The sequence below is a fragment of the Massilia sp. BGA-UO-ETr-WB1 genome, from assembly GCF_059567845.1.
The window spans coordinates 242,918-269,099 of record NZ_JCAQOT010000021.1 but is presented as its reverse complement, the minus strand read 5'-3'; the positions used below and the strand labels follow the sequence as shown (position 1 = coordinate 269,099).

26 protein-coding genes are annotated in these 26,182 nt (G+C 66.4%); 16 read left to right on the top strand and 10 right to left on the bottom strand.

Features of this window, described 5'->3' with window-relative positions; translation table 11 throughout:
* The first annotated feature begins 81 nt into the window (after nucleotides 1–81).
* The 11 genes from AC56DV_RS05905 (at nucleotide 82) to AC56DV_RS05855 (ending at nucleotide 12,661) form a co-directional block, all read left to right on the top strand.
* Nucleotides 82–1,059, top strand: coding sequence for an ABC transporter substrate-binding protein (locus tag AC56DV_RS05905; protein WP_496313370.1), 978 nt, complete (start codon nucleotides 82–84; stop codon nucleotides 1,057–1,059).
* A 9-nt stretch (nucleotides 1,060–1,068) separates the two neighbouring features.
* A complete protein-coding gene (locus AC56DV_RS05900; RefSeq protein ID WP_496313369.1) occupies nucleotides 1,069–1,902 on the top strand; it encodes an ABC transporter permease in 834 nt (277 codons plus the stop codon).
* A complete protein-coding gene (locus tag AC56DV_RS05895; protein WP_496313368.1) occupies nucleotides 1,902–2,693 on the top strand; it encodes an ABC transporter ATP-binding protein in 792 nt (263 codons plus the stop codon). Before AC56DV_RS05900 ends, AC56DV_RS05895 begins: the two co-directional genes overlap by 1 nt.
* A gap of 58 nt (nucleotides 2,694–2,751) precedes the next feature.
* A complete protein-coding gene (locus AC56DV_RS05890) occupies nucleotides 2,752–3,555 on the top strand; it encodes a cytochrome C assembly family protein (protein WP_496313367.1) in 804 nt (267 codons plus the stop codon).
* Nucleotides 3,552–3,881 carry a PP0621 family protein gene (locus AC56DV_RS05885; RefSeq protein ID WP_496313366.1) on the top strand — a complete coding sequence of 110 codons (330 nt, stop codon included), beginning with the start codon at nucleotides 3,552–3,554 and terminating at the stop codon, nucleotides 3,879–3,881. Before AC56DV_RS05890 ends, AC56DV_RS05885 begins: the two co-directional genes overlap by 4 nt.
* A gap of 1 nt (nucleotide 3,882) precedes the next feature.
* Entirely contained in the window at nucleotides 3,883–5,574 is a 1,692-nt protein-coding gene (locus tag AC56DV_RS05880; protein WP_496313365.1) for a sensor histidine kinase, read from the top strand.
* Nucleotides 5,575–5,600: 26 nt separating this feature from the next.
* Nucleotides 5,601–7,184, top strand: coding sequence for a sigma-54-dependent transcriptional regulator (locus AC56DV_RS05875; RefSeq protein WP_496313364.1), 1,584 nt, complete (start codon nucleotides 5,601–5,603; stop codon nucleotides 7,182–7,184).
* 400 nt (nucleotides 7,185–7,584) lie between these two features.
* Nucleotides 7,585–10,524 (top strand): ribonucleoside-diphosphate reductase subunit alpha, encoded by a 2,940-nt coding sequence (locus tag AC56DV_RS05870; protein WP_496313363.1) that lies wholly within the window; start codon nucleotides 7,585–7,587, stop codon nucleotides 10,522–10,524.
* Between the two features lie 60 nt (nucleotides 10,525–10,584).
* The gene (locus AC56DV_RS05865; protein WP_200953902.1) at nucleotides 10,585–11,685 is read left to right on the top strand and encodes a ribonucleotide-diphosphate reductase subunit beta; all 1,101 of its coding nucleotides are present in this window, start codon (nucleotides 10,585–10,587) and stop codon (nucleotides 11,683–11,685) included.
* Nucleotides 11,686–11,890: 205 nt separating this feature from the next.
* Nucleotides 11,891–12,472 (top strand): hypothetical protein, encoded by a 582-nt coding sequence (locus AC56DV_RS05860; RefSeq protein WP_496313362.1) that lies wholly within the window; start codon nucleotides 11,891–11,893, stop codon nucleotides 12,470–12,472.
* Nucleotides 12,473–12,478: 6 nt separating this feature from the next.
* Nucleotides 12,479–12,661 (top strand): hypothetical protein, encoded by a 183-nt coding sequence (locus AC56DV_RS05855; RefSeq protein ID WP_496313361.1) that lies wholly within the window; start codon nucleotides 12,479–12,481, stop codon nucleotides 12,659–12,661.
* Here the strand turns inward: AC56DV_RS05855 and AC56DV_RS05850 are convergent.
* Nucleotides 12,658–13,044 (bottom strand): RidA family protein, encoded by a 387-nt coding sequence (locus AC56DV_RS05850; RefSeq protein ID WP_496313360.1) that lies wholly within the window; start codon nucleotides 13,042–13,044, stop codon nucleotides 12,658–12,660. The genes AC56DV_RS05855 and AC56DV_RS05850 overlap by 4 nt on opposite strands.
* Before the next feature lie 119 nt (nucleotides 13,045–13,163).
* On the opposite strand from AC56DV_RS05850, the gene AC56DV_RS05845 reads away from it, so the two are divergent.
* Entirely contained in the window at nucleotides 13,164–14,054 is an 891-nt protein-coding gene (locus AC56DV_RS05845; protein WP_496313359.1) for a LysR substrate-binding domain-containing protein, read from the top strand.
* Between the two features lie 538 nt (nucleotides 14,055–14,592).
* Here AC56DV_RS05845 and AC56DV_RS05840 read toward each other — a convergent pair.
* The gene (locus AC56DV_RS05840) at nucleotides 14,593–15,618 is read right to left on the bottom strand and encodes a hypothetical protein (RefSeq protein ID WP_496313358.1); all 1,026 of its coding nucleotides are present in this window, start codon (nucleotides 15,616–15,618) and stop codon (nucleotides 14,593–14,595) included.
* Between the two features lie 340 nt (nucleotides 15,619–15,958).
* Here AC56DV_RS05840 and AC56DV_RS05835 point away from each other — a divergent pair, with 340 nt between their 5' ends.
* Nucleotides 15,959–16,471: a YggT family protein gene (locus AC56DV_RS05835; RefSeq protein ID WP_057153149.1), complete on the top strand. Its 513-nt coding sequence runs from the start codon at nucleotides 15,959–15,961 to the stop codon at nucleotides 16,469–16,471.
* Between the two features lie 58 nt (nucleotides 16,472–16,529).
* On the opposite strand, the gene AC56DV_RS05830 is transcribed toward AC56DV_RS05835, so the two are convergent.
* The 8 genes from AC56DV_RS05830 to AC56DV_RS05795 all read right to left on the bottom strand — a co-directional run bounded on the left by AC56DV_RS05830 (nucleotide 16,530) and on the right by AC56DV_RS05795 (nucleotide 23,511).
* Nucleotides 16,530–17,471: a carbohydrate kinase family protein gene (locus AC56DV_RS05830; protein WP_496313357.1), complete on the bottom strand. Its 942-nt coding sequence runs from the start codon at nucleotides 17,469–17,471 to the stop codon at nucleotides 16,530–16,532.
* A gap of 9 nt (nucleotides 17,472–17,480) precedes the next feature.
* Nucleotides 17,481–18,806, bottom strand: a complete 1,326-nt coding sequence (locus AC56DV_RS05825) for a DUF3426 domain-containing protein (protein WP_496313356.1) — start codon at nucleotides 18,804–18,806, stop codon at nucleotides 17,481–17,483.
* 15 nt (nucleotides 18,807–18,821) lie between these two features.
* Entirely contained in the window at nucleotides 18,822–19,757 is a 936-nt protein-coding gene (prmA, locus tag AC56DV_RS05820) for a 50S ribosomal protein L11 methyltransferase (protein ID WP_496313355.1), read from the bottom strand.
* Nucleotides 19,754–21,112, bottom strand: coding sequence for an acetyl-CoA carboxylase biotin carboxylase subunit (gene accC, locus AC56DV_RS05815; protein WP_496313354.1), 1,359 nt, complete (start codon nucleotides 21,110–21,112; stop codon nucleotides 19,754–19,756). The genes prmA and accC overlap by 4 nt, the downstream gene beginning before the upstream one ends.
* A gap of 106 nt (nucleotides 21,113–21,218) precedes the next feature.
* Nucleotides 21,219–21,686 (bottom strand): acetyl-CoA carboxylase biotin carboxyl carrier protein, encoded by a 468-nt coding sequence (gene accB / locus AC56DV_RS05810; RefSeq protein WP_057153155.1) that lies wholly within the window; start codon nucleotides 21,684–21,686, stop codon nucleotides 21,219–21,221.
* 90 nt (nucleotides 21,687–21,776) lie between these two features.
* Nucleotides 21,777–22,214: a type II 3-dehydroquinate dehydratase gene (aroQ, locus tag AC56DV_RS05805; protein ID WP_496313353.1), complete on the bottom strand. Its 438-nt coding sequence runs from the start codon at nucleotides 22,212–22,214 to the stop codon at nucleotides 21,777–21,779.
* Between the two features lie 83 nt (nucleotides 22,215–22,297).
* Nucleotides 22,298–22,867: a TlpA family protein disulfide reductase gene (locus AC56DV_RS05800; protein ID WP_496313352.1), complete on the bottom strand. Its 570-nt coding sequence runs from the start codon at nucleotides 22,865–22,867 to the stop codon at nucleotides 22,298–22,300.
* 17 nt (nucleotides 22,868–22,884) lie between these two features.
* Nucleotides 22,885–23,511, bottom strand: coding sequence for a hypothetical protein (locus AC56DV_RS05795; RefSeq protein WP_496313351.1), 627 nt, complete (start codon nucleotides 23,509–23,511; stop codon nucleotides 22,885–22,887).
* A gap of 96 nt (nucleotides 23,512–23,607) precedes the next feature.
* Here AC56DV_RS05795 and mpl point away from each other — a divergent pair, with 96 nt between their 5' ends.
* Genes mpl through AC56DV_RS05780 form a run of 3 tightly spaced genes read left to right on the top strand, consistent with a single transcriptional unit; the run spans nucleotide 23,608 to nucleotide 26,182 of the window.
* Nucleotides 23,608–24,999, top strand: a complete 1,392-nt coding sequence (gene mpl, locus AC56DV_RS05790; protein WP_496313350.1) for a UDP-N-acetylmuramate:L-alanyl-gamma-D-glutamyl-meso-diaminopimelate ligase — start codon at nucleotides 23,608–23,610, stop codon at nucleotides 24,997–24,999.
* A complete protein-coding gene (locus AC56DV_RS05785; RefSeq protein WP_496313349.1) occupies nucleotides 24,996–25,580 on the top strand; it encodes a YqiA/YcfP family alpha/beta fold hydrolase in 585 nt (194 codons plus the stop codon). The genes mpl and AC56DV_RS05785 overlap by 4 nt, the downstream gene beginning before the upstream one ends.
* On the top strand, nucleotides 25,577–26,182 hold the full coding sequence (locus tag AC56DV_RS05780; RefSeq protein ID WP_496313348.1) for a chorismate--pyruvate lyase family protein: 606 nt from the start codon (nucleotides 25,577–25,579) through the stop codon (nucleotides 26,180–26,182). The genes AC56DV_RS05785 and AC56DV_RS05780 overlap by 4 nt, the downstream gene beginning before the upstream one ends.

The window sequence follows — 26,182 nt, the reverse complement described above, 5'->3', positions numbered from 1 at the left end:
ATTGCGGGCAACGCTTGTACTATTGGCTGAGAAGAAAAATTGGCGTGACGGCATGGTTCACCACCTAAACAGGAGACACAGATGAAGCTGAAGGCGATTGCAACGGTACTGGCAGCGGCGCTGCTGACGGCGGGCCAGGGCGCGGCCCAGGCCCAGGAAGTGGTGCGGCTGGGCAATCTGAAGTTCGCGCACTACGGCGCCGTCTCCTATATCAAGGAGATCGCGCCCAAGTGCGGCATCAAGGTCGAGGAGCACATGTTCGCCAAGGGCCTGGACGTGATGCAGGCCATCATCGCCGGCGAGCTGGACGTGGGCACCACCGCCTCCGAGGCCGCCATCTCCGGCCGCGCCGGCGGCGCGCCCATCGTGGTGGTGGCCGGCTTCGCCAAGGGCGGCGCGCGGCTGGTGGGGCGGGCCGACCTGAAGCTCAAGTCGGTCAAGGACTTGAAGGGCAAGCGGGTGGGCGTGACGCGCGGCGGCATCCAGGAAGTGCTGCTGCTGGCCGAGCTGCAGCAGGCCGGGCTGACCGTGTCCGAGCAGCCGGGCAAGGACGTGCAGCTGGTGCTGCTGGCCTACGCGGATTTGAACCAGGCGCTGCTGGGCAAGAACATCGACGCCATGATGCAGTCCGAGCCGCAGTCCTCGCAGGCGCTCAACAAGGGCTTCGGCACCGAGATCCTGAAGCCCTACGACACCCCGATCGGCGAGCCGATCCGCACCATGGTGATGACGGAGAAGTTCTACAAGGAGAAGCGGCCGCTGGCCGAGAAGTTCATGCGCTGCTTCGTCGAGGCCACCAAGACCTTCATCGACCAGCCGGCCGTGGCCGAGAAGTACGTGCGCGACGTGGTGTTCAAGGGCCAGATCAGCAGCGACGACTTCCAGGACGCGATCAGCAATTCGCCGTATTCCTACGACATCACGCCCGAGCACATCCAGATCACCACCGACGTCATGGTCAAGACCGGGGTGGGCCGGATGAGCAAGCCGCCGGTGGCGAAGGACTGGGTCAAGACCGACCTGCTGGACGCGGCCAAGAAAAGCCTGAACGTCAAATAAGGGGGCGCGATGAGCCGATTCCTGGGCGCGGTGGCCTGGCGCGAAGCGGGCGTGGGCATGGTGGTGCCGGCGGTGGTGATCGCGCTGTGGCAGGCGGTGGCCATGCTGGGCTGGGTCAACCCGCAGGTGCTGCCGTCGCCGCTGGCGGTGGTGGAGAAATGGTTCGCCTACCTGCTGCCGCTGCAGCCCTACGCGGCGGACCAGGGCAGCTGGCTGGCGTGGGCGCTGTCGGGCGAGCTGATCCACGATTCGCTGGGCAGCTTGTACCGGGTGGCGGTGGGCTTCGCCATCGGCGCCGGACTGGCGTTGCCGCTGGGCCTGTCGATGGGGGCCAGCCCGCGCGTGTACGCGTGGATGAACCCGCTGGTCCAGCTGCTGCGCCCGATTCCGCCCATCGCCTACATCCCGCTGTCCATCCTGTGGTTCGGGCTGGGCAACCCGCCGGCCGTGTTCCTGATCGCGCTGGGGGCCTTCTTCCCGGTCTTGATGAACACCATCGCCGGCGTGCGCCAGGTCGACAGCATCTATATTAGAGCGGCGCGCAACCTGGGCGCTTCCGGCGCCACCATGTTCCTGCGCGTGATGCTGCCGGCCGCCGTGCCCTACATCCTGTCGGGCGTGCGCATCGGCATCGGCACCGCCTTCATCGTGGTGATCGTGTCGGAGATGATCGCCGTCAACAACGGCCTGGGCTTCCGCATCCTGGAGGCGCGCGAGTATTTCTGGTCCGACAAGATCATCGCCGGCATGATCACCATCGGCATGCTGGGCCTGGCGATCGACGTCGGCATGGACCGCCTCAACAACCACCTGCTGCGCTGGCACCGGGGACTGGAGCACTGATGGCACAGATACAGATTTCCAACGTGAGCAAGGTGTTCCAGACCGCCGAGCGCGACGTGGTGGCGCTGCGGGACATCGAGCTGGCGATACCGCAGGGCCAGTTCGTCTGCCTGCTGGGGCCGTCCGGCTGCGGCAAGTCGACCCTGCTGAACGCGGTGGCCGGCTTCGCGCCGCCGTCGTCCGGCCAGATCGTGGTCGACGGCCGGCGGGTCGACGCGCCGGGGCCGGAGCGCGGCATGGTGTTCCAGGAGTACGCGCTGTTCCCGTGGATGACGGTGGCCGACAATGTCGCCTTCGGGCTGCAGATCAAGGGCTTGCCCAAGGCCGAGATCGACGCCACCGTGGCGCGGCTGCTGAAGATGCTGTCCCTGGGCGACTTCGGCAACCGCTTCCCGAAGGACCTGTCGGGCGGCATGCGCCAGCGGGTGGCGATCGCGCGCGTGCTGGCGCTCGATTCGCCCATCATGCTGATGGACGAGCCGTTCGGCGCGCTCGACGCGCTGACCCGGCGCAACCTGCAGGACGAGCTGCTGCGCATCTGGTCCGAGCTGAAGAAGACCATCATCTTCGTCACCCACAGCATCGAGGAAGCCATTTACCTGGCCGACCGGATTGTCGTCATGACCTACCGGCCCGGCACCGTCAAGCGCGACCTGGTGGTGGACCTGCCGCGCGGGCGCGACCCGGCCTCGCCCGAGTTCAACGCCCTCAAGCGCGAGCTGGGGCAGCTGGTGATGGAGGAGCAGCAGCGCCACCACAACGACGAGCTGCGCATGGCGGCGGTGGATTGAGGCGGGGGCGGGCATCCGAGGGCGGCCAAGCGGCGCGGCATAGTGTAAACTCTCCGCCATGCAGACTTATTTTCTGATCGCAGCCGCGTTGCTGTATATAGTGTGTGCCGTGCTGCCGCCGCGGCGGGCCGGACTGATCTCGGCCGCCACGGCGGCGGCCTGGCTGCTGCACGGCGCCAGCCTGTGGCTGGCGGTGGCGGCGCCCGGCTCGCTGCGCATCGGCTTTGCCGCCATGCTGTCGTCGGCGCTGTGGATTTCGGTGGCCGCCTACTGGCTGGAGAACCGCAATTTCGCGCTGGACGGCCTGCGCCGCATCGTCATGCCGAACGCGGCGCTGGCGGTGCTGCTGCAGGCCGCCTTCCCCGGCGCGCTGGTGGCGCTGGACGGCAACGCGCGCATGCTGGGCTGGCACATCGCCATCGCCACCCTGGCCTACAGCACCCTGACCATCGCCGCCTTCCACGCGGTGCTGATGGCGCTGCAGGAATCGCGGCTGCACACGCGCGGCCAGCGCGCCGGCTTCCTGTCGGCCGCGCTGGACCAGCTGCCGGCGCTGCTGACCATGGAAAAGCTGCTGTTCCGCCTGATCGCCTTCGGCTTCGTGCTGCTCAGCCTGACCGTGCTGTCGGGCATCGTGTTTTCCGAGGAACTGTTCGGCAAGGCGCTCAAGTGGGACCACAAATCGGTCTTCACCCTGCTGTCCTGGCTGCTGTTCGCGGCGCTGCTGGCGGGCCGCCACTTCCGCGGCTGGCGCGGCAAGACGGCGCTCAGTTTCACCCTGGCGGGCTTCGCCACCTTGCTGCTGGCCTATGTCGGCAGCCGTTTCGTACTGGAAGTGGTTTTGCATCGAGGAATGGCATGACACGTATCTTGTTCTGGCTGGCGCTGATTTTCCTGGTGGTGGCGGCGATCCGCAGCAAGCTGCGCGCGGTCGCGCGCCGCAGCGACCCGCACGAAGCGGCCCGCGTGGCGGCCGCGCGCGCGGCCGCCGAAGCCGAGGCGCTGGCCCAGGAGCGGGCGCGCCAGGCCGGCTCGCCGCAGGCGCAGGCGCGCGCGCGCGCCGTGGCCGAGGCGGAAACCATGCTCAGCTGCGCGCACTGCGGCGTGTTCTTCCCGGCCTCCGAAGCGGTGCGGCGCGGCGGGCGCGATTTCTGCAGCCAGGCGCACGCCGAGCAGCCGGCGCCCTGATGTGACGGCGCGCCTGCAAGCGCTGACGGCCGCGTCGCGCGACACCTTCTGGCGCTCGCTGCAAACCCTGAACGCGACGCGGGTGGTGATCGCGCTGGTGCTGCTGGCCTATCTGAGCGTGGACACGCGCGGCCTGCGCGGCGCCGGCACGCTGATGTACGCCCAGGTGTGCGCGGCCTATCTGCTGCTGGCGCTGGGCTTCGCGGCACTCACCAGCAAGGTGCGGCGCCGCTTCCTGGCCCAGCTGCTATTGCAGATCGCCTGCGACCTGGCCCTCATTTCGCTGCTCTACGTGGGCGCCGGCGGCGCGCGCAGCGGGCTGGCCATCCTGTACCTGTTCCCGCTGGCCGGCCTGGCCATCCTGGCGCCGCTGCTGCTGGCGCTGTTCTCGGCCTCGCTGGTGGCGCTGTTCCTGCTGGGCACGGCGCTGTGGCAGATGGTGGCGCACGAGGCCGACAGCACCCTGCTGCAGGCCGGCCTGTTCGGCGCGGCCTTCCTGGCGGCGGTGCTGGTGGTGAACCGCATGGCGGCCAAGCTGATCGGCCAGGAGGAGCTGGCGGCGCGGCGCGGGGTGGAGATCGGCGTGCAGCAGGCGGTCAACCGGCTGGTGATGTCGCACATGAGCGACGGCATCGTGGTGCTCGGCGCCGACGGCCAGGTGGTGGCCGGCAACCCGGCCGCGCAGCAGATGCTGGGCCTGGCCGGCGACGCGCAGTTCCGGCTCGACGCGGCGCCGGCGCTGGCGCCGCTGGCGCGCGCCTACCGCGACTGGCGCGCCGACCCGGCCCAGGCCACGGCGTTTTTGACCATCAAGCCCTACACCGACCCGGCGCTGCAGGACGTGACGGCGGCCTGGAGCGCGCGGCGCGACCTGGCCGCGCATCTGAAGGTGCGCTTCGCGGCGGTCGAGGCCGAGGGCGTGCAGCGCGGCGTGATCTTCCTGCAGGATGTGACGGCCATCGAGAACCAGGCGCAGGAACTGAAGCTGGCCTCGATGGGGCGGCTCACGGCCAGCATCGCGCACGAGGTGCGCAACCCGCTGTCGGCCATCGGCCACGCCACCTCGCTGCTGAGCGAGGACCTGGCCGGGCCGGTGCACACGCGCCTGCTCAAGATCGTGGGCGACAATGTGGCGCGCGTGAACCGCATGGTGGAGGACATCCTGCAGCTGTCGCGCAAGGTGCAGCCGCACAGCGAGCCGCTGGCGCTGGCCGGCTTCCTGGCCGAGCTGGCCGCCGAGTTCCAGGACACGCACGCGCTGGCGCCGGGCATCGTGCAGGTGGACGCGGCGGCGGCCGGCGGCGGCGCGGCCGGCGCCGTCACGGTGCGCTTCGACGGCCTGCATTTGCGCGAGGTGGTGCTGAACCTGCTCAACAACGCGGTGCGCTACGCCAGCGGCGGGCCGGGCAGCATCCGGCTGTTCGTGGTGGGCGGGCGCGGGCGCGGCATGGAGCTGCACGTGCAGGACGACGGTCCCGGCATTTCGCCCGAGGTGCGGGCCCACCTGTTCGAGCCGTTCTACACCACCTCCAGCAAGGGCACCGGGCTGGGCCTGTATCTGGCGCGCGAATTGTGCTTGAATAACGAGGCCATGCTGGACTATGAATACCGCTACGACCACGGCGTGCAGGCCGACGGCAGCCGCCGCTCCAGCGGCCGCTTCGTGATCACGTTCGCCAGGCCGGGCGCCTGAACCACCTACTATATAGAAGGACACCCATGAGTGCTCCCCGCAGTTCCCCGCGCGTGCTGGTCGTCGACGATGAAGCCGACCTGCGCGAGCTGCTGGAAATCACCCTGCTCAAGATGGGGCTGGACGTGGACAGCGCCGAGAACCTGGCGCAGGCGCGCGCCTACCTGGCGCAGGCGCAGGGGGAGGGCGCGGACGGCAAGGGCGCCGCGCCCTATGCGCTGGTGCTGACCGACATGCGCCTGCCCGACGGGCTGGGCTTGGAGCTGGTGCGCGAGGTGTCGGCCAGCTTCCGCAACACGCCGATCGCGGTGGTGACGGCCTACGGCAGCGCCGACAACGCGGTGGTGGCGCTCAAGGCGGGCGCGTTCGACTACATCAGCAAGCCGGTGGCGCTGGACCAGCTGCGCGTGATGGTGCAGTCGGCGCTGCGGCTGAACGCGCCGGCGGCCGGGGCGGCCGGCGCGGCGGCGGGCGAGCCGAGCCGGCTCAAGGGCGACTCGGCCGTGATGCAGGCGCTGCGCGCGCAGATCGCGCGCCTGGCGCGCTCGATGGCGCCGATCGCCATCAATGGCGAGTCCGGCAGCGGCAAGGAGCTGGCCGCGCGCGAAATCCACGCGCAAAGCTCGCGCGCCGGCAAGCCGTTTATCGCCGTCAACTGCGGCGCCATCCCCGAGGCGCTGATGGAGGCCGAGTTCTTCGGCTACCGCAAGGGCGCGTTTACCGGCGCGGCCGACGAGCGCGACGGCTTTTTCCAGGCCGCCAACGGCGGCACCCTGATGCTCGACGAGGTGGCCGACCTGCCGCTGGCCATGCAGGTCAAGCTGCTGCGCGCGATCCAGGAGCGGCGCGTGCGCAAGATCGGCGCCACGGCCGAGGAGGCGGTGGACGTGCGCATCATCAGCGCCACCCACAAGAACCTGGAGCAGCTGGTCGAGCGCGGCGCGTTCCGGCAGGACTTGTTTTACCGGCTCAACGTGATCGAGCTGAGCCTGCCGCCGCTGCGCGAGCGGGCCGACGACCTGGGCCTGCTGACCGACGCCATCCTGGCGCGGCTGGGCACCTTCGAGCAGCGCGTGGTGCTGGGGCCGGGCGTGCTGGAGGCGCTGCGCGGCTACGCCTTCCCGGGCAATGTGCGCGAACTGGAGAACATCCTGGAGCGCGCGCTGGCCTTCGCCAACGACGGCGTGATCGAGGTGCGCGACCTGGCGCTCAAGGGCAGCCGCGTGGCCGACATGCCGCCCGGCTACGTGCCGCCGCCGGCCGAGCTGCGCCACGACGCCCCGGCCCAGGCCGCGCCGCAGGGCTACATGCCGTTGCCCGCCGCGCCGCTGCCCGCCGCGCCGCTGGCGCCGCGCCCCCGCGCCGCGCCCGGGACGCAGGCCGCCGCCGCGCCGCCGCCCGCGCCGTCCGCTCCGCTGGCGCCGCCGCCGCTGGACGCGCTGCCGAGCAACCTGCCGGACTACCTGGCCCAGGTCGAGCGCGACATCATCATGCGCGCGCTGGCGCAGACCCAGTACAACCGCACCCAGGCCGCCAGCCTGCTGGGCATCAGCTTCCGCCAGCTGCGCTACCAGATGCAAAAACTCAACATCCAGGAGCCCGAAGGCTGAGCGGCGCCGGGTAGACTATAATGCTGCCCCGTCGCCGGCTTTGGGGTGCGGCGCCGCGTCTTTCAGTCCGGCAATGTTGCGTTTTCGCCAGTGCACACTCGGGCGCGGGCGGCGGCTGCCAAACTAAAAGGCAGTGCCCAAATCGGTGCGTTAGTACTCGCTAACCCGCTACGGCCTGAACGCTAGGGCGTCTTAAAATGTCAATAGAAATTTTGCCACCCGGGGCCAAATTTCCCCCTTGTCGAGACCCCATAGGCTCACTACAATTAGTGCGATAATTTGACCGATTCACTAGATGTAGTGTTAAATCTTGGCAAACGTTCAAAGATGCTTTTGGGCAACTGACGAACTTTATTCTCACAAAACACGCGCGCAGCACGCTGCTAAACCAGGAGCTTCAATGCAATCTACTCAAGACATCACCAACAATCCGGCGCCACAAGCGCCGGCATCGGCGGGCGCAGTCAGCGGCCTGGCCACGGCTGCCAGCGCGCTGGGCGATTTCCGCATCATCCGCCGCAACGGCGCGGTGGTGGCGTTCGAACCGTCCAAGATCAATGTCGCCATGACCAAGGCTTTCCTGGCCGTGCACGGCGGCCAGAGCGCCGCGTCCGCCAGTGTGCGTGAGATCGTCGAAGAGTTGACCAACAGCGTGGTGTCGGCGCTGGTGCGCCGCCAGCCGTCCGGCGGCACCTTCCATATCGAAGACGTGCAGGACCAGGTGGAACTGGCGCTGATGCGCTCGGGCCAGCACGACGTGGCGCGCGCCTACGTGCTGTACCGCGCCAAGCACATGGAAGAGCGCCGCGCCAAGAAGGACGCGGCCGGCACTGCCGCCGCCGCCGAGCCTGAACTGAGCGTGACCGAAAACGGCGTGCGCCGTCCGCTGGTGATGCAGGAAGTGCGCGACCTGATCAACGCGGCCTGCTCCGGCCTGGAAAAACACGTGGACGCGGACGCCATCCTGGCCGAGACCGTGAAAAACCTGTACGACGGCGTGCCGGTCGAAGAACTGCACAAGTCCGCCATCCTGGCCGCCCGCGCGCTGATGGAAAAAGACCCGGCCTACTCGCAAGTGACGGCCCGCATCCTGCTGCACACCATCCGCAAGGAAGTGTTCGGCCACGAGGTGCCGCAAGCCAAGGCCGCCGCCGAGTACATCACCTACTTCCCGCAGTACATCGCCAAGGGCATCGACAACGAGCTGCTGGACGCCGAGCTGGCCAAGTTCGACCTGGCCAAGCTGGCCAAGGCCCTGGTGGCCGACCGCGACCTGCAGTTCGGCTACATCGGCCTGCAAACCCTGTACGACCGCTACTTCCTGCACGTGCGCGACGTGCGCATCGAGATGCCGCAGGCCTTCTACATGCGCGTGGCCATGGGCCTGGCGCTGCGCGAGGACAACCGCGAAGCGCGCGCCATCGAGTTCTACAACCTGCTGTCGACCTTCGACTTCATGAGCTCGACCCCGACCCTGTTCAACTCGGGCACCCTGCGCTCGCAGCTGTCGTCGTGCTACCTGACCACCGTGTCGGACGACCTGGAAGGCATCTACGACGCCATCAAGGAAAACGCGCTGCTGGCCAAGTTCGCCGGCGGCCTGGGCAACGACTGGACCCCGGTGCGCGCGCTGGGCGCCCACATCAAGGGCACCAACGGCAAATCGCAAGGCGTGGTGCCGTTCCTGAAAGTGGTCAACGACACCGCCGTGGCGGTCAACCAGGGCGGCAAGCGCAAGGGCGCGGTGTGCGCCTACCTGGAAACCTGGCACATGGACATCGAGGAATTCCTCGACCTGCGCAAGAACACCGGCGACGACCGCCGCCGCACCCACGACATGAACACGGCCAACTGGATTCCCGACCTGTTCATGAAGCGCGTGATGGAAAAGGGCGACTGGACCCTGTTCTCGCCGTCCGAAACGCCGGACCTGCACGACAAGGTGGGCAAAGCCTTCGAGCTGGCCTACACCGGCTACGAAGCCAAGGCCGCCGCCGGCGAAATCCGCGTGTTCAAGAAGATCGCCGCGCTGGACCTGTGGCGCAAGATGCTGTCCATGCTGTTTGAAACCGGCCACCCTTGGATCACGTTCAAGGATCCGTGCAACATCCGTTCGCCGCAGTCGCACGTGGGCGTGGTGCACTCGTCGAACCTGTGCACCGAGATCACGCTGAACACCGGTCCGGACGAAATCGCCGTCTGCAACCTGGGTTCGGTGAACCTGCCGGCCCACATGAAAGAGGGCAAGCTGGACCACGTGAAGCTGCAAAAGACCATCCGCACCGCGATGCGCATGCTCGACAACGTGATCGACATCAACTACTACGCGGTCGACAAGGCCCGCAACGCCAACATGCGCCACCGTCCGGTGGGCCTGGGCGTGATGGGCTTCCAGGACTGCCTGCACATGATGCGCGTGCCGTTCTCGTCGGACGCCTGCGTGGCCTTCGCCGACACCTCGATGGAAGCGGTGTGCTACTACGCCTACCTGGCCTCGACCGAGCTGGCCGAGGAGCGCGGCCACTACGAGTCGTACAAGGGTTCGCTGTGGGACCGCGGCATCCTGCCGCAGGACTCGATCGCGCTGCTGGCCGAAGAGCGCGGCGGCTACCTGGAGCAGGACCGTTCGGCGGCCATGGACTGGACCCCGGTGCGCGAGCGCATCAAGAAGTTCGGCATGCGCAACTCGAACTGCGTGGCGATCGCCCCGACCGCCACCATTTCGAACATCATCGGCGTGTCGGCTTGCATCGAGCCAACGTTCCAGAACCTGTACGTGAAGTCCAACCTGTCGGGCGAGTTCACCGAGATCAACTCCTACCTGGTGCGCGACCTGAAGGCGCGCGACCTGTGGGACGAGGTCATGATCGCCGACCTGAAGTACTTCGACGGTTCGCTGACCAAGATCGACCGCGTGCCGCAAGACCTGCGCGACATCTACGCCACCGCGTTCGAAGTGTCGCCAAGCTGGCTGGTGGAAGCCGCCTCGCGCCGCCAGAAGTGGATCGACCAGGCCCAGTCGCTGAACATCTACATGGCCGGCGCCTCGGGCAAGAAGCTGGACGAGACCTACAAGCTGGCCTGGCTGCGCGGCCTGAAGACCACCTACTACCTGCGCACCATCGCCGCCACCCACATGGAGAAATCGACCTCCAAGACCGGCGCGCTGAACGCGGTGGCCGTGGACGGCGGCATGTCGGCCAGCGCCATCGCTGCCGCGGCCCCTGCGGCAGCAGCGGCTGCAACCGCCGCGGCACCGGCCGCCGCCGTGGAAGACGGTGCCGCCTGCTACCTGCGTCCGGGTGACGACGGTTTCGAGGAATGCGAAGCCTGCCAGTAATACAATAAGAAGGACCGCGCCGCGTGCGCGGTCCGTTTGCTAATTCAAGAAGGAAATATCATGCTGTCCTGGGACGAAGACACTGCGCCAGCCGCGCAACCCCAAGCACCACTCAACGCCGAAGGCACCGCCGAGCAGATCGCCCGCCGCGTGAACGCCGACGACAAGCGCGTCATCAACGGCCAGACCGACGTCAACCAGCTGGTGCCGTTCAAGTACAAATGGGCCTGGGACAAATACCTGGCCGGCTGCGCCAACCACTGGATGCCGCAGGAAGTGAACATGCAGCGCGACATCGAGCTGTGGAAGAACCCGAACGGCCTGTCCGAGGACGAGCGCCGCCTGGTGAAACGCAACCTGGGCTTCTTCGTCACCGCCGACTCGCTGGCCGCCAACAACATCGTGCTGGGCACCTACCGCCACATCACGGCGCCGGAATGCCGCCAGTACCTGCTGCGCCAGGCCTTCGAGGAAGCCATCCACACCCACGCCTACCAGTACATCGTGGAGTCGCTGGGCCTGGACGAGCAGGAAATCTTCAACGCCTACAACGAGGTGAAGTCGATCCGCGACAAGGACGAGTTCCTGATTCCGTTCATCAACACGCTGACCGACCCGGCTTTCACCACCGGCACCGTGGAAAACGACCAGAAGCTGCTGAAATCGCTGATCGTGTTCGCCTGCCTGATGGAAGGCCTGTTCTTCTACGTCGGCTTCACCCAGATCCTGGCGCTGGGCCGCCAGAACAAGATGATGGGCGCCGCCGAGCAGTACCAGTACATCCTGCGCGACGAGTCGATGCATTGCAATTTCGGCATCGACCTGATCAACACCATCAAGATGGAAAATCCGCTGCTGTGGACGCCCGCCTTCAAGGAAGAGATCAAGGGCCTGTTCCTGAAGGCCGTGGAGCTGGAATACGCCTACGCCGAGGACACCATGCCGCGCGGCGTGCTGGGCCTGAACGCGGCCATGTTCAAGGGCTACCTGCGCTTCATCGCCAACCGCCGCGCCACCCAGATCGGCCTGGAAACGCTGTTCGACCAGCCTGAGAATCCATTCCCATGGATGAGCGAGATGATCGACCTGAAGAAGGAACGCAACTTCTTCGAAACCCGCGTGACCGAATACCAGACCGGCGGCGCCCTGAACTGGGACTGATCCGCTTCTGCTTCCCCAAGAACCCGGCCTCCGCGCCGGGTTTTTTTATGGGCGCTGGGTTGGCCCCTGCGGGCCCCTCTGCCTAACGTGTCGATTCCATGTGCCTAATCCTGCCTCATTTCGCCTAATTTGAACTTTTTATTTTCCCCGCTGTCCAACAGACAGAAATAGGCCAAACGAGGCATGATTAGACAGGGGAACGAGTATGGATAGGCAGAGGGATCTGGCAGGCATACCGCCTGCCGCGCGGGTCGAGCTCAGGGACTACCTGCGCACGTCCGGCAGCACGCTGAGCATGTCCGAGGCGCTGAGGCTGGCCATCAAGCACTGGATCGCCGCCCAGCGCGCCGCCGCCGAGCCGGCGAGGGGCTATCAATGGAAGTTGTTGTTCCTGCCCTCAGGGAGCTTGATCCGGATGCGCCATGAGGAGCAGTACTATGTCGCCGAGGTGGTGGGCGACGAGCTGCTCTACCGGGGCATGCCGGTCTCGCCACGGCAGTTGACGCTCATGGTGGCCGGTCACGGCCGGAACGCCTGGCGCGACGTCTGGGTGCGGCTGAACGGTGAGCGGAACTGGACCCAGGCTGCCCGGCTGCGGCGCGTGTTGGAACAGCAACCTGCGGCGCAGTCGCCGGTCGAGGCCATGGCCGCCGCCGCCCGCACCATGAGCGACGTGCTGCAGAGCACCTTGGCCCTGGTCGAGCACGTGCATCATAAAGCCTCACTGCGCCCCGAGCAGCGCATCCCCAAGCGCCGGCGCCAGGAAGACATGCTGCCGGACGAGTGATTCAGTATGCCCGCGCTCACCGGCGCGCAGCGCACCTGCCAGCTCAGAAAACTGGTGGATCGGAAAATGCTGCAGCCCATCCACGAAGGCGCGCGGCAGTACTCGCTGTCCTTCACCTCAAGCTACCTGCTGCGCGGCGTGGTCAAGGCGCTGGGCGGGCAGGGCTTCATCCCGCCGTCGCTGAACTAGCCGGCGGCGGCGATCGCCTCGATCTCGATCATCGCCTCCGGCGCGTACAGCGCCGCCACTTCCACGATGGTGTCGGCCGGGTAGGGCGGCGCGAACCACTGGCGGCGCAGCTCGACGATCTTGCCGAAGTGCCGCATCGACGTCAGATAGATAGTCACCTTGATGACGCGCCGCAAGTTCGAGCCGCCGGCCAGCAGCACCCGCTCCAGGTTGCGGAACGCCTGCGCGGCTTGCGCGTCGAAATCATCGGGCCCGACGATGGCGCCGTCGTCGCCCACGCCGGCCTGGCCGGATATATAGAGCAGCCCGCCGGCGCGGATCGCCTGCGACAGCAGGTAGGGCGCGTACGGGTCGGGCGTGGTGTGGATCTGTTCGATCTGCATGACGAGTCCTTTCAATGACTGAGTTAAAATAAACCGAAGCCCATTATGCGAACGCCGCTCCATGGCGGCAAACGATCATTCCTCATTCGATAGATGAGAAAAACTAAGCCATCAACAGCATGAGAAAACTGCCCGCCATCGGCGCGCTGCGCGTGTTCGAAGCGGCCGCGCGCCGCCTCAGCTTCAAGGACGCGGCCGAGGAGCTGAACGTCACGCCCACCGCCGTCAGCCACCAGATCAAGCACCTGGAGCAGGCCATCGGCGTGGCGCTGTTCGAGCGCGGGCCGCGCCGCGTCACGCTGACCGCCGCCGGCCGCCAGCTGTTCCCCACCTTGCGCGACGGCTTCGACAGCATCGAGCGCGCCATCGAGCAGCTGGTGCGCGCGCAGGGTGCGCAGGTGGCGCGGCTGTCGTCGACGGTGGCTTTCATGGCGCGCCGCCTGGCCACCCGCGCCGGCGCCTTCCGCGACGCCTACCCCGACTGGACCTTGCGCCTGGACGCCTCCAACGAACTGGTGGACCTCGACGCCGATGCCGACGCCGCCATCCGCTACGGTAGCGGCCTGTATCCCGGCCTGCTGGTCGAGCACCTGTTCGAGGACCGCTTCGCCCCCGTGTGCAGTCCGCTGCTCAACATACGCAGCATGCGCGAGCTGCGCCGCGCCACCTTGATCCACTTCGAGTGGGGCGACGCGGTGCGCGGCGACGAGCGCGCGGTCGAGTGGCGCCAGTGGCTGGCCGCCGCCGGCGCGGCCGGCATCGACGCCGACACCGGCGTCTCCTTCAGCGAGGAACTGCACGCGGTGCAGGCCACCATCGCCGGTCAAGGCATCGGCCTGCTCAGCCTCACTTTGGTGGAGGAAGAGCTCGCGGCCGGCGTGCTGGTGCAGCCGTTCGAACTGTCGCTCGAGAGCTTCCGCTACGACCTGGTGTACAGCGCGCGCGCGTCGGCGCGGCCGGCCACGACGGTGTTGCGCTACTGGGTGCGCGAGCACTTCGGCGCGCACTGAAAGTGCGCTTGAAAGCGCGCTCGAAAGTGCGCCTGCGCGCACAAGGCTTCCTTGCCCGCGCGCCGAAAAAATGCGCGCGCAATTTTCAATTTCGCGCGCGCGCATCGGCGTGATCGACGACGCCGAACGCGCGTAAAAATCGGCGCGCAGTGTCTTCATTTGACGAACTAATGTGCGATAGCGCGCCTAACGTGCAAAAAAGAGTGCGAAAGTGAGTTGTGCCGGTTGCGCACCGACAAGGTTTTCGTGTACTTTACGAGATTGAATTTGCGTGATTTTTTTTGTGCGGTTTTTTGAGCCGCGCGGCCCCGCAAAACGATCAACAAAATGGGATACGAACACGCACGAGTATGCACAAGACCGCACCGTTTTTTCGATGACCGCCTTGCCTGAAAACGACTCAGGTCGGGCGGTTTTTTCTTCGAAAAACAAAACGTGATGTGGCTGCGATGGGGACGACCGGAGCTGAGCGCACGCCCGCGACCCGCGAACATCGCAACAAGATTTAGTGCGTCGGCCGTTCAAGTGAACGACGACGTCAGGGCTGAAGCGCTGCAAACGTGAGGAGTTGCAGCAGTTCAGCTGGTGCCGAATTCATTAGCGCAAACCGTCGTTTGCGCCGATGAATAATTCGCCTGGCCAGGGGGCCGGACGGGTTTAAATCTTGTGCGTAATTCTCATCTCTAGATGAAGGAGAGACCAAAATGGCTACAGCAAAAGCAAAGAAAGAAGTAAAGAAACCAGCGGCTAAACCAGCCGCTGCCGCCAAACCAGCCGCTAAGAAAGCCGCCGCCAAACCGGCAGCCAAGCCAGCGGTGAAGGCTGCCGCTAAACCGGCCGCCAAGCCAGCAGCGAAGAAAGCCGCCGCCAAACCGGCAGCCAAACCAGCCGCTAAAGCAGCAGCCAAGCCGGCAGCTAAACCAGCAGCAAAGAAAGCAGCCGCCAAGCCGGTAGCGAAAAAAGCCGCAGCGAAGCCAGTAGCGAAAAAAGCTGCAGCCAAGCCAGCAGCCAAGCCGGCAGCGAAAGCAGCAGTCAAGCCGGTAGCGAAGAAAGCCGCCGCCAAGCCAGCAGCCAAGCCAGCAGCGAAGAAAGCCGCCGCCAAACCGGCAGCTAAACCAGCAGCGAAGAAGGCAGCAGCTAAACCGGCAGCGAAGCCGGCAGCTAAGCCGGCAGCCAAACCAGCCGCCAAGAAAGCCGCCGCTAAACCAGCAGCGAAGAAGGCCGCAGCTAAACCTGCTGCCAAGCCGGCTGCCAAGAAAGCTGCCGCCAAACCAGCAGCCAAAGCTGCCGCTAAACCAGCAGCCAAGCCAGCAGCCAAAAAAGCTGCCGCTAAACCAGCAGCCAAGCCGGCCGCCAAAGCTGCTGCCAAGCCAGCCGCTAAACCAGCCGCTAAACCAGCCGCTAAAGCTGCAGCCAAACCAGCAGCCAAGCCGGCCGCTAAAGCAGCCGCCAAGCCTGCCGCCAAGCCTGCGGCTAAAGCAGCAGCCAAGCCTGCGGCGAAAGGCGTCGCCAAGCCAGCAGCAAAAAAGGCCGTTAAGGCAGCTGCCAAGCCGGCAGCTGCCAAGCCAGCAGCCGCTCCTGCTGCTGCTCCGGCAGCAGCGCCGGCCGCTGCGGCCGCGCCAGCTCCAGTAGCCGCCAAACCGGCAGCGAAGAAGCCGGCCGCGCCGAAAGCTGCCGCTCCTAAGAAGGAAGCCGTCAAGCCTGCGGCGCCGGCCGCCGCTGCCGCAGCACCTGCTGCCGCACCAGCCGCCAAGACCGTGCCAACCCCGGCGGCCGCATGGCCGTTCCCGACCAGCACTCGTCCATCCTGAGCTGAGTCGTCGCTAGCCTTATGAGGCGAGGCCGCTGTGTGAGACAATCACACAGCGGTTTTTTTATGGAGGGAGCCCGTGCTAAGTATCGTTATGCTGATAGTGGACACCATCGCCGGTTTGCTTGGCGCTGTCCTGTTGTTGCGCTTCTGGATGCAAGCCATCCGCGTGCGTCCACCCTCGTCGGTGGCCCAATTCACCTTCCAGCTGTCGGACTGGCTGGTGCGCCCGCTGCGCCGCGTGGTGCCGGGGGTGGGCGGTTTCGACTGGGCCAGCCTGATCGGCGCTTTCCTGATCGTGTTCCTGGCCACCTCGGTGCTGTTCTTCGTCGGCGCGCCGTGGCAGACCGTGCTGCTGGCCGCGCTGCACCGCTTCCTGCAATGGATCCTGTACGGCTTCATGGCCATGCTGGTGATCGAGGCGATCTTTAGCTGGGTCAACCCGCACGCGCCGCTGGCGCCCTTCATCCGCGCCCTCAACGAGCCGCTGCTGCGCCCCCTGCGCAAGGTAGTGCCGCTGGTGGGCAACCTGGACCTGTCGCTGCTGGTGGCGCTGATCCTGCTGCAGATCGCGCAGCTGGTCCTGGGCATGCTGTTCGGCCGCTAGACAAAAAAAGGGGACGCCGCGGCGTCCCCTTCTTCATTGCGCCGCAGGCGCGTCAATCTCACTCGTAACGGTAGCCGAAGGCCGCCTCGAAGCGGTCGGCGATCTGCGCCGTCGTTAGCACGTGGTTCTGCGCGCCCTTGTGGGCGATCTTGATCGCGCCCAGCAGGCTGGCCAGGCGGCCGGTGGTTTCCCAGTTCAAGTCGTGCGTGATGCCGTACAGCAGGCCGGCGCGGTAGGCGTCGCCGCAGCCGGTCGGGTCCAGCACCGCCTCGGCCGTCACGGCCGGAATGACAATGCGCTGGCCGCCGGTGTAGATCTCCGAACCCTGCTCGCCGCGCGTGACGATCAGCGCCTCCAGGCGGGCCGCGATGTCCTGCAAGGTCAGGCCGGTCTTCGACATCAGCAGCTCGATCTCGTAGTCGTTGCAGGTCACGTAGGTGGCCTTGTCGATGAAGGCGATCAGCTGCTCGCCGTTAAACATCGGCATCTGCTGGCCCGGGTCGAACATGAAGGGGATGTCCAGCGCGGCCAGGTCGTCGGCGTGCTTGAGCATGCCCAGGTGGCCGTCCGGCGAAATGATGGCCACGCGCGCCGCGCCGGCGTTGGCCACCGGGTTCTCGTGCGCGAACGACATCGCGCCCGGGTGGAAGGCGTTGATCTGGTTGTTCTCGCTGTCGGCGGTGACGAAGCACTGCGCCGTGTAGGCGTCGCCCTTGACCAGGATGTTGGCCGTCGAGATGCCCAGCTTCTGCAGGCGCGCCAGGTAAGGCCCGCTGTCCTGGCCCATCACGCCGACGATGCGGCCGTCGCCGCCCAGCAGTTTGAGGTTGTAGGCGATGTTGCCCGAGCAGCCGCCGAACTCGGTGCGCATGGTCGGCACCAGGAAGGACACGTTCACTTTGTGCAGCTGGTCGGCCAGCAGGCTGTCGGCGAAACGGCCTTCATGCTGCATGATGAAGTCGATGGCGAGCGATCCGCAGATCAGGGAAGTCTGGTTCATGATAGTGTCTTATGGGTAGAAAACTGCGATGTGATAGCCCGATGCCTTGATCTGGGCCAGCTCGAAATACAGCTTAACCGATTGCTCGGAGCGTGGCGCGAAACCTTTGGCAAGGTCGGCCGGTTTGCCTGCATTGGCCGCGTTGGCCAGGTACTCGCGCGGCGCGAACACGCGCCGCAGCACCGGCTTGCCGGCGTCGTCGTTCAGTATCAGCTCGATGTGCGGCCAGGCCTGGGCGCTGCGCGCGCCGTTGCGCAGGGTGGTGGTGAAGCTGAATACATTGTCGGCCAGCGTCTGCAGCTCGCCTTGTTCGATGCTCAGCGCGTCGATCTGCGCCGGCAGGTCCACCGTGCAGCCAGCCAGCGCACAGGCCGACACCAGCGCCGGCTTCAGCGCCGGCACGGCGGCGGCCAGCGGGTTGCGGAAGGTGCCCAGCACCTGCGCGGCCAGCGCGGCCAGCAGCAGCGGGATACCGAGCGCCATGGCCACGCGGGCGGCCTTGCCGACCTGCTGGCGGCGCCGGCCGCGCTTGACGAAGCCGGGTTCGTCGTCGTCCGCGGCATCGGCCAGGCCGGCCGAGACGGGCGTGGCAGGACCGCTGCCGGCGGCGGTGCTGTCTTCGGCGACCGGGAGCGCTTCGGCTTCCGGTTGGCGATCCGATTCAGTGTCCGTTTCGGTGTCCGCTTCGGTATCCGCTTCCGTTCCCGGGGTCTCCTCGGAGCCGGCATCGGCGGCCGGGGGCGCGGCGCCGGACAGCGTGACGATGTCTTCATCGTCGTCCACCGGCGCGCCGCTGCGGGCCGGGTAGGCGTCCAGCTCGAAACTGTCGTGCAGCGCGACGGCGGTCAGGTGTTCGTCCGGGGACAGGTCCAGCGTGGGCTCGCTGCGGCCATCCGGCTCGTCGCCGTCCAGCGCGGACAGGGCGGGGGAGGTTGCTTGCGGCTCGTCGTCGAGGTCGACGTCCAGGTCCAGGTCGAAGGCCTCGTCGTCGCGCGGCGCGGGCGCGGGCGCGGCGTCGGCGGCAGGCTCCGGTTCCGGCTCGGGCGCGAACTCCTGCTCCAGCTCCGGCGCAGCGTCGTTCTCCGCTTCTGCGGCGCGCGCGTCGAGCGTGGTGATCAGGGCTTCCAGTTCGGGGGAGGAGGTGGGCGCCGGAGTCGGCGCCACTGGCAGGTCGATGATGGCGGGCTGCTTGAGCGCCGCATCCACCAGCGCGGCATTGCCGTCGAAAACTTCATTGCAGGCGCCGCAGCGCACTATGCCCCCACGCAATTTCAGCTGGTCGTGGGCGACCCGAAATATCGTGTTGCAGTGGGGGCATTTGGTGGCGAGCGCCATCGTGCTGGCGAGGGCTTAGCGGGCTTGCGGTGCTGTATCGCTGCCAAGCACGCCGTGCAGCGCGACCCAGCCGTCCAGCTCAGCCCAGACGCCCAGCTTGATGAACGGCGCGTACGCGGCCGCCACTTCCTCCGCCTGGCGTGCCAGCACGCCCGACAGGATCAGCGCGCCGCCCTCGGCCACGCGGCCCGACAGCATCGGCGCCATCAGCTTCAATGGGCTCGACAGGATGTTGGCCACCACGATGTCGAAGCGCGCACTGGCGTGCGCCGACGCCGCGAAGCTGTCCGGCAGGAAGTACTCGATCTCGCTGACCTGGTTGCGCGCCGCATTGTCGCGCGCCGACTCGATCGCCTGCGGATCGATGTCCACGCCGGCCACCGCGCCCGCGCCCAGCTTCTTGGCCACCATGGCCAGGATGCCCGAACCGCAGCCGTAGTCCAGCACCGTCTTGCCCGGCGCCGGGTGCGCTTCCAGCCACTCCATGCACAAGCGGGTGGTCGGATGCGAACCGGTGCCGAAGGCCAGGCCCGGGTCCAGCTCCAGGATCAGCGCGTCCGGGTCCGGCGCCTCGTGCCAGCTCGGCACCACCCAGATGTTCTTGCCGATGTGGATGGGATCGAACTGCGACTGCGTCAAGCGCACCCAGTCCTGCTCCTCCACGCCGCGCAGCGTGTACTTCGGCACCTCGGCCAGCTGGATGGCGGCGGCCGCGTCGGCCACGATGGCCGCCTGGTCGGCGTCCTCGCCGGTCAGCGCCACCACGCGGGAATGGTCCCACGCCGCCTCTTCCGGCTCCATGCCCGGCTCGCCGAACAGCGGCTTCTCGGCGTCGGTGCCCTCATCGGCATCTTCCACCGAGACCGACAGCGCGCCCGCTTCCATCAACGCGTCCGACAGCGCCTCGGCATGGTCGCGCGCGACCTCGATGACGATTTCTACGTAGTTCATTTGTCCGCCTTGGGCATCGCTGCCAGTTTCTGTTCCAGGTAATGGATGTTGGTGCCGCCTTCGATGAAGCGCGCGTCCACCATCAGTTCGCGGTGCAACGGGATGTTGGTCTGGATGCCCTCGACCACCATTTCCGACAGCGCGATCTGCATGCGGCGGATGGCCTGCTCGCGGGTGGCGCCGTAGGTGATGACCTTGCCGATCATCGAATCGTAGTGCGGCGGCACGTAGTAGCCGGCGTAGGAGTGCGAGTCGACGCGCACGCCAGGGCCGCCCGGCGCGTGCCAGGAGGTGATGCGGCCCGGCGACGGCGTGAACTTGAACGGGTCTTCGGCGTTGATGCGGCACTCGATGGCGTGGCCGGCCAGCATCACGTCGCGCTGGCGGAAGCGCAGCTTCTCGCCGGCGGCGATGCGGATCTGCTCCTGCACGATGTCGATGCCGGTGATCATTTCCGTCACCGGATGCTCCACCTGCACGCGGGTGTTCATCTCGATGAAGTAGAACTCGCCGTTCTCGTACAGGAACTCGAAGGTGCCCGCGCCGCGGTAGCCGATCTTGCGGCACGCTTCGGCGCAGCGGTCGCCGATCTTCTCGATCAGCTTGCGCGGGATGCCCGGCGCCGGCGCTTCTTCAATCACTTTCTGGTGGCGGCGCTGCATCGAGCAGTCGCGCTCGCCCAGCCACACGGCGTTCTTGTGCTCGTCGGCCAGGATCTGGATCTCCACGTGGCGCGGATTTTCCAGGTATTTCTCCATGTAGACTTCCGGATTGCCGAACGCGGCGCCGGCTTCGGCCTTGGTCATGGCCACCGCGTTGATCAGGGCCGCCTCGGTGTGCACCACGCGCATGCCGCGCCCGCCGCCGCCGCCGGCCGCCTTGATGATGACCGGGTAGCCCACCTTGCGCGCGATCTGCACGATGGCTTTCGGGTCTTCCGGCAGCGCGCCTTCCGAACCGGGCACGCAAGGCACGCCGGCCTTGATCATGGCCTGCTTGGCCGACACCTTGTCGCCCATCATGCGGATCGATTCGGCGCGCGGGCCGATGAACACGAAGCCGGATTTCTCCACGCGCTCGGCGAAGTTGGCGTTCTCCGACAGGAAGCCGTAGCCCGGGTGGATCGCTTCGGCGTCGGTCACTTCAGCCGCGCTGATGATGGCCGGCATGTTCAGATAGCTCAGGGTGGAAGCGGCCGGGCCGATGCAGACCGACTCGTCGGCCAGCTTCACGTACTTGGCGTCCTTGTCGGCTTCGGAGTGGACCACCACCGTCTTGATGCCCATTTCTCGGCAGGCGCGCTGGATGCGCAGCGCGATTTCGCCGCGGTTGGCAATGAGGATTTTTTCAAACATGGCAGGTTCTGTGTTTGTGGGGAGCGGCTGCTCCAGGGTGTAGAGAGAATGCGGAACCAGATCGGGGCGGCGGCCGGCGGAGGCGTCCACAGGCCGCGCGGCCGATTTAGCCGATCACAAACAGGGGTTGGCCGAACTCGACCGGTTGGCCGTTTTCCACCAGGACCTGGGTCACAACGCCGGACACGTCCGCGTCGATTTCGTTGAGCAGCTTCATCGCTTCGATGATGCACAGGGTGTCGCCTTCCTTGATGGACTGGCCCACTTCGACGAAGGCGGCAGCGCCCGGCGCCGAAGAGCGGTAGAAGGTACCCACCATCGGCGACTTGACCACATGGCCGGTCGGCTCAGCGGGGGCAGCCGGGACGCTGGCGACTGGCGCGGCCGCGACGGGCGCGGCGTGCTGCTGGTACTGCGGCTGCATGCCTTGCGGTTGCATCATCACAACCTGGTTTTGCGGCATGGCGGACGACTTGACGATGCGTACTTTGCTCTCGCCTTCCGTCACTTCGAGCTCGGCAATATCCGATTCAGCGACCAAGTCAATCAACGTCTTGAGCTTGCGTAGATCCATCTGAGACTCCCTGTGTATCTTTGTTATGTGATTGTGGGCAGCGCGCCATTGTGGGGCGGCGCCGCGATAAATGCGCGCAGATCGCGTAGATTAACGGTTTTTAAGAGCAAAGTCGATGGCTAAGCGATACCCGTCCATGCCCAGGCCGCAGATCGTTCCTTGCGCGACCGCGCTGAGAAAAGAATGGTGGCGGAATTCCTCACGCCGGTAAATGTTCGAAATATGGACTTCCACAAACGGGATCGCCACCCCGGCCAGCGCATCGCGCAGGGCCACGCTGGTGTGCGTCAAACCGCCCGGGTTGATGACGATCATGTCCACGCCCTCGCCGCGCGCGGCGTGGATGCGGTCGATCAGCGCGCCTTCGTGGTTGCTCTGGAAACAAGACAGCTGCGCGCCGGCCGCTTGCGCCTGCGCCTGGGCCGCCCGTTCCACATCGGCCAGCGTGTCACTGCCATAAACCTCAGGCTCGCGCGTCCCCAGCAAATTCAGGTTGGGGCCATTCAGTAGCAGGAGGTTTTTTGCCATGTGTTCAGACCGTTTTCCGCGAAAGTTTCGCATTTTGCCGCCAACAGCGACCCTTGGCAAGTGAAAATATATTGCCGAAATTATTACATGCTTGCAAGATCCGCACGCAATTCATCGAACTTCAGGCGGCCCAGGTAGGTCTTTTTGACCTGGCCGTCGGCGCCGATGAGCACGGTGAACGGCAAGCCGCCATGGGCGTTGCCCAGCTGGCGCGACAAGTCCGTGCCGCTCATGCCGCCCACGTACACAGGATAGGCGATTTTGTGTTTGTCGGCGAATTCGGCGATGTTTGTGGGGCTATCGATGCCGATGCCGATGATTTGCAAGCCCTTGCCGGCCTGTTCGCCCTGCAGCGCCGACAATTCCGGCATTTCCTCCACGCAGGGCGCGCACCAGGTGGCCCAGAAATTCACCACCAGCGGCTTGCCCTGCCACTGCGCCAGCGCCTGCTCCACGCCCTTGCTGTCCTTGAGCTTTTGCTGGTACAGCACCGCCACCGGCGCCGCTGCCGCAGTGCCCGCCGCAGCGGGCTGGGCTGCGGGACCGCTGGCGGCTTGGTTCGCGGGTTTGTTCGTGTTCAGATTGGCCCACACGCCGGCCGCGCCGCAGGCGATAGCAATCGCCGCGTATACAAGATAGTTCTTCTTAAACATTATATTTCGTAGTTGTATTAAATATCGTGGCTGTCAGATACCAGCAAGGCCCGCACGCCCGCGATGTCCGCGCGGATCTGCCTGCCGTCGCTGCGCGCCTTCAGCGCGCCGCGCATATCGTCCAGTTCATACAGCGCCGCATGCACGCCTTCCTTGTGCCACAGGAAGCTCACCGTCTCCACCGGCTCGTAGCGCGGCCCCTTGAAGTGCGGCGTTTCCGAGATGTCGATGTTGACGTTCTTATTCAGCAGGAAAATCTCCACCTCCTTGGCGCTGTCGGCAAACAGCTGCAGGTGGATATCGTCGTGCGGCCCGGCCGTGCCGTTCAGCACAGCGCCGGTGAGGAAGGGATTGTACTGCTCCAGCGCCTCCATCACCTGCAGCGCGGCGGTGCGCAGCCGGAACAGGCGCGCCGGCTGCGTGTCGGCGTTGAACAGCGCGTGGTACAGGCGCACCTCTTCCTCGATCTGGTTGTTGTCGGGCAGCACGCTGGCGCCGGCATTGTGCTGCTCGCCCAGCACCTGGCGCGCCGCCTTGCGCTTGGCCGTGGCGTAGTCGGCGCCGTCGGCCGCAATCAGGCGCGCCGCCGCCGCCGCGACCTGCGCGCGCAGTAGCTGAATGTCATCGTTTGGGGGAAGCGTCATGTCCGAGATCATACTCTGAACCGGAAGAAGCCACGCGTCAGGTAAAATCACCGTCCTGACAGTTTGTCCGACGTTCGTTTCATAAGCACCCTCAACATGCATATTCATATACTAGGTATTTGCGGCACCTTCATGGGCGGCCTGGCCGTGCTGGCCAAAGAGGCGGGCCACCGCGTCACCGGCTGCGACGCCAACGTCTACCCGCCGATGAGCACCCAGCTCGAAGCCCAGGGCATCGAACTGATACAGGGCTTCGGCCCGGAACAGGTGGCGCTCAACCCCGACCTGTATGTAATAGGCAACGTTGTCTCGCGCGGCAATCCGCTGGTGGAAGAAATCCTCAACCGCAGCCTGCCCTACGTGTCCGGCCCGCAGTGGATGGGCGAACACATCCTGCGCAATAAATGGGTGCTGGCCGTGGCCGGCACGCACGGCAAGACCACCACCTCGGCCATGCTGGCCTGGATCCTGGAAGACGCCGGCTACGCGCCCGGCTTCCTGATCGGCGGCGTGCCGATGAACTTCGGCATCTCGGCGCGCCTCAGCGGCTCGACCGGCGGCGCCGGCGTGGACTCGGACTTCTTCGTCATCGAGGCGGACGAATACGACACCGCCTTCTTCGACAAGCGCAGCAAGTTCGTGCACTACCACGCCAAGACCGCCGTGCTGAACAACCTGGAATACGATCACGCCGACATCTTCCCCGATCTGGGCGCCATCGAAACCCAGTTCCACCACCTGGTGCGCACCGTGCCCGGCATCGGCCGCGTCATCGCCAACGCCGACGAGGCGGCGCTGGGCCGCGTGCTCAAGCGCGGCTGCTGGAGCGAGAAGGAAAGCTTCGGCGGCCTGGACGACGCCAACTGGAAGCTCAAGGAGCACGAAGACGGCAGTTTCGACGTCGTCTTCAACGGCGCCGTCGCCGGCCAGGTGCGGTGGCAGCTGACCGGGCGCCACAACCGCAGCAACGCGCTGGCCGCCATTGCCGCCGCGCGCCACGTCGGCGTGCCGATCGCGCAGGCGGCCGAGTCGCTGGCGAAGTTCGAAAGCGTCAAGCGCCGCATGGAAGTGCGCGGCGTGGTCAAGGACGTCACCGTCTACGACGACTTCGCCCACCATCCCACCGCCATCGCCACCACCGTGGGCGGCCTGCGCCAGAAGCTCAAGGCCGGCGCCGCCGCCGGACGCATCCTGGCCGTGCTCGAGCCGCGCTCCAACACCATGAAGCTGGGCGCCATGAAAGACGCCTTGCCCGGCAGCCTGGCCGAGGCCGACCTGGTGTTCGGCTTCGGCAGCGAAAAGTCGCTCGGCTGGAGCCTGGGCGCCGCGCTCGCGCCCATGGGCGCGGTGGCCAGCGCCTACGACGACCTCGACACCATGGTGCAGGCCATCGTCGCGCAAGCGCGGCCGGGCGACCACGTGGTGGTCATGAGCAACGGCGGCTTCGGCGGCGTGCACCAGAAACTGCTGGAGGCGCTGGCCCGATGATTTTGTACCTGCACGGATTCCGCTCCTCGCCGCAATCGATGAAGGCGCGGCTGATGGGCGAGCGCATGGCCGAACTGGGCCGCAGCGCCGGCTATCTCTGCCCGCAGCTGCCCGCCTCGCCCAGGCTGGCCATGGAACTGGCGCTGTCGCTGGTGGACGGCGTGCCGGCGCAGGACTTGACCGTGGTCGGCTCCTCGCTGGGCGGCTACTACGCCACCTGGCTGGCCGAGCGCCTCGGCTGCCGCGCCGTGCTGCTCAACCCGGCCATCGTGCCGCGCCAGGACTTGCAGAAGCACGTCGGCGTCACCACCCAGTACCACTCCGATCAACCGTTCGAGTTCAAGCCTGAATATATAGACGAGCTGCGCGCGCTGGACGTGGCGCGCATCAGCAAGCCCGAGCGCTACTTCCTGATTGCCGCCACCGGCGACGAAGTGCTGGACTACCGCGACATGGTGGCGCACTATCAAGGCGCGCACCAGCACGTGATCCAGGGCAGCGACCACGGCATCAGCGAATTCGCCGACTATATAGATGAGGTGCTGGCGTTTTGTGGTGTCAGCGCCGGCGGCCCGCGGTGAAGGGCCGTTCGCTGCGTCTTGCGAACTGGCACAGCCATGTGATCGCCGTCAACGCGCCGGAAGCCGTGCGCCACTGGCTCACCGGCGGCGGTTCGCTGACGAATAAATTGAAAGCGCACAGCCGCGCCTTCCGCGTGCAGAAACTGCACCAGAGCCCGGCGCTCTGCCTGGCCGACGAGGCGGCCGCCATCGGCCTGCACCGCCCCAGCCGGGTGATTGAACGCGAGGTGCTGCTGCGGTGTGATAATACGCCCGTGGTGTTCGGCCACACGGTGGTGCCGACCTCGGCCGACGCCGGCGACTGGCCGCTGTTCAGCGCGCTGGGCGAACGCTCGCTCGGCTCCACGCTGTTCGGCGACCCGCAGGTGCGGCGCGGCGAACTGGAATTCGCGCGCCTGCGCGCCAGCCACCCGCTGGCCCGGCGCGCGCGCGCCGCAGTGGGCCGCGACGCCGCAGGCGTGCAGGACGAACAGATATTGTATGCACGGCGCTGCTTGTACCAGCGCCACAATGGATTGCTGCTGGTCACCGAGGTCTTCATGCCCGCGGTGCTGGACCTGGTGCAAGCCACGGCAAATTCGACTTTAGAGAACAACACATAA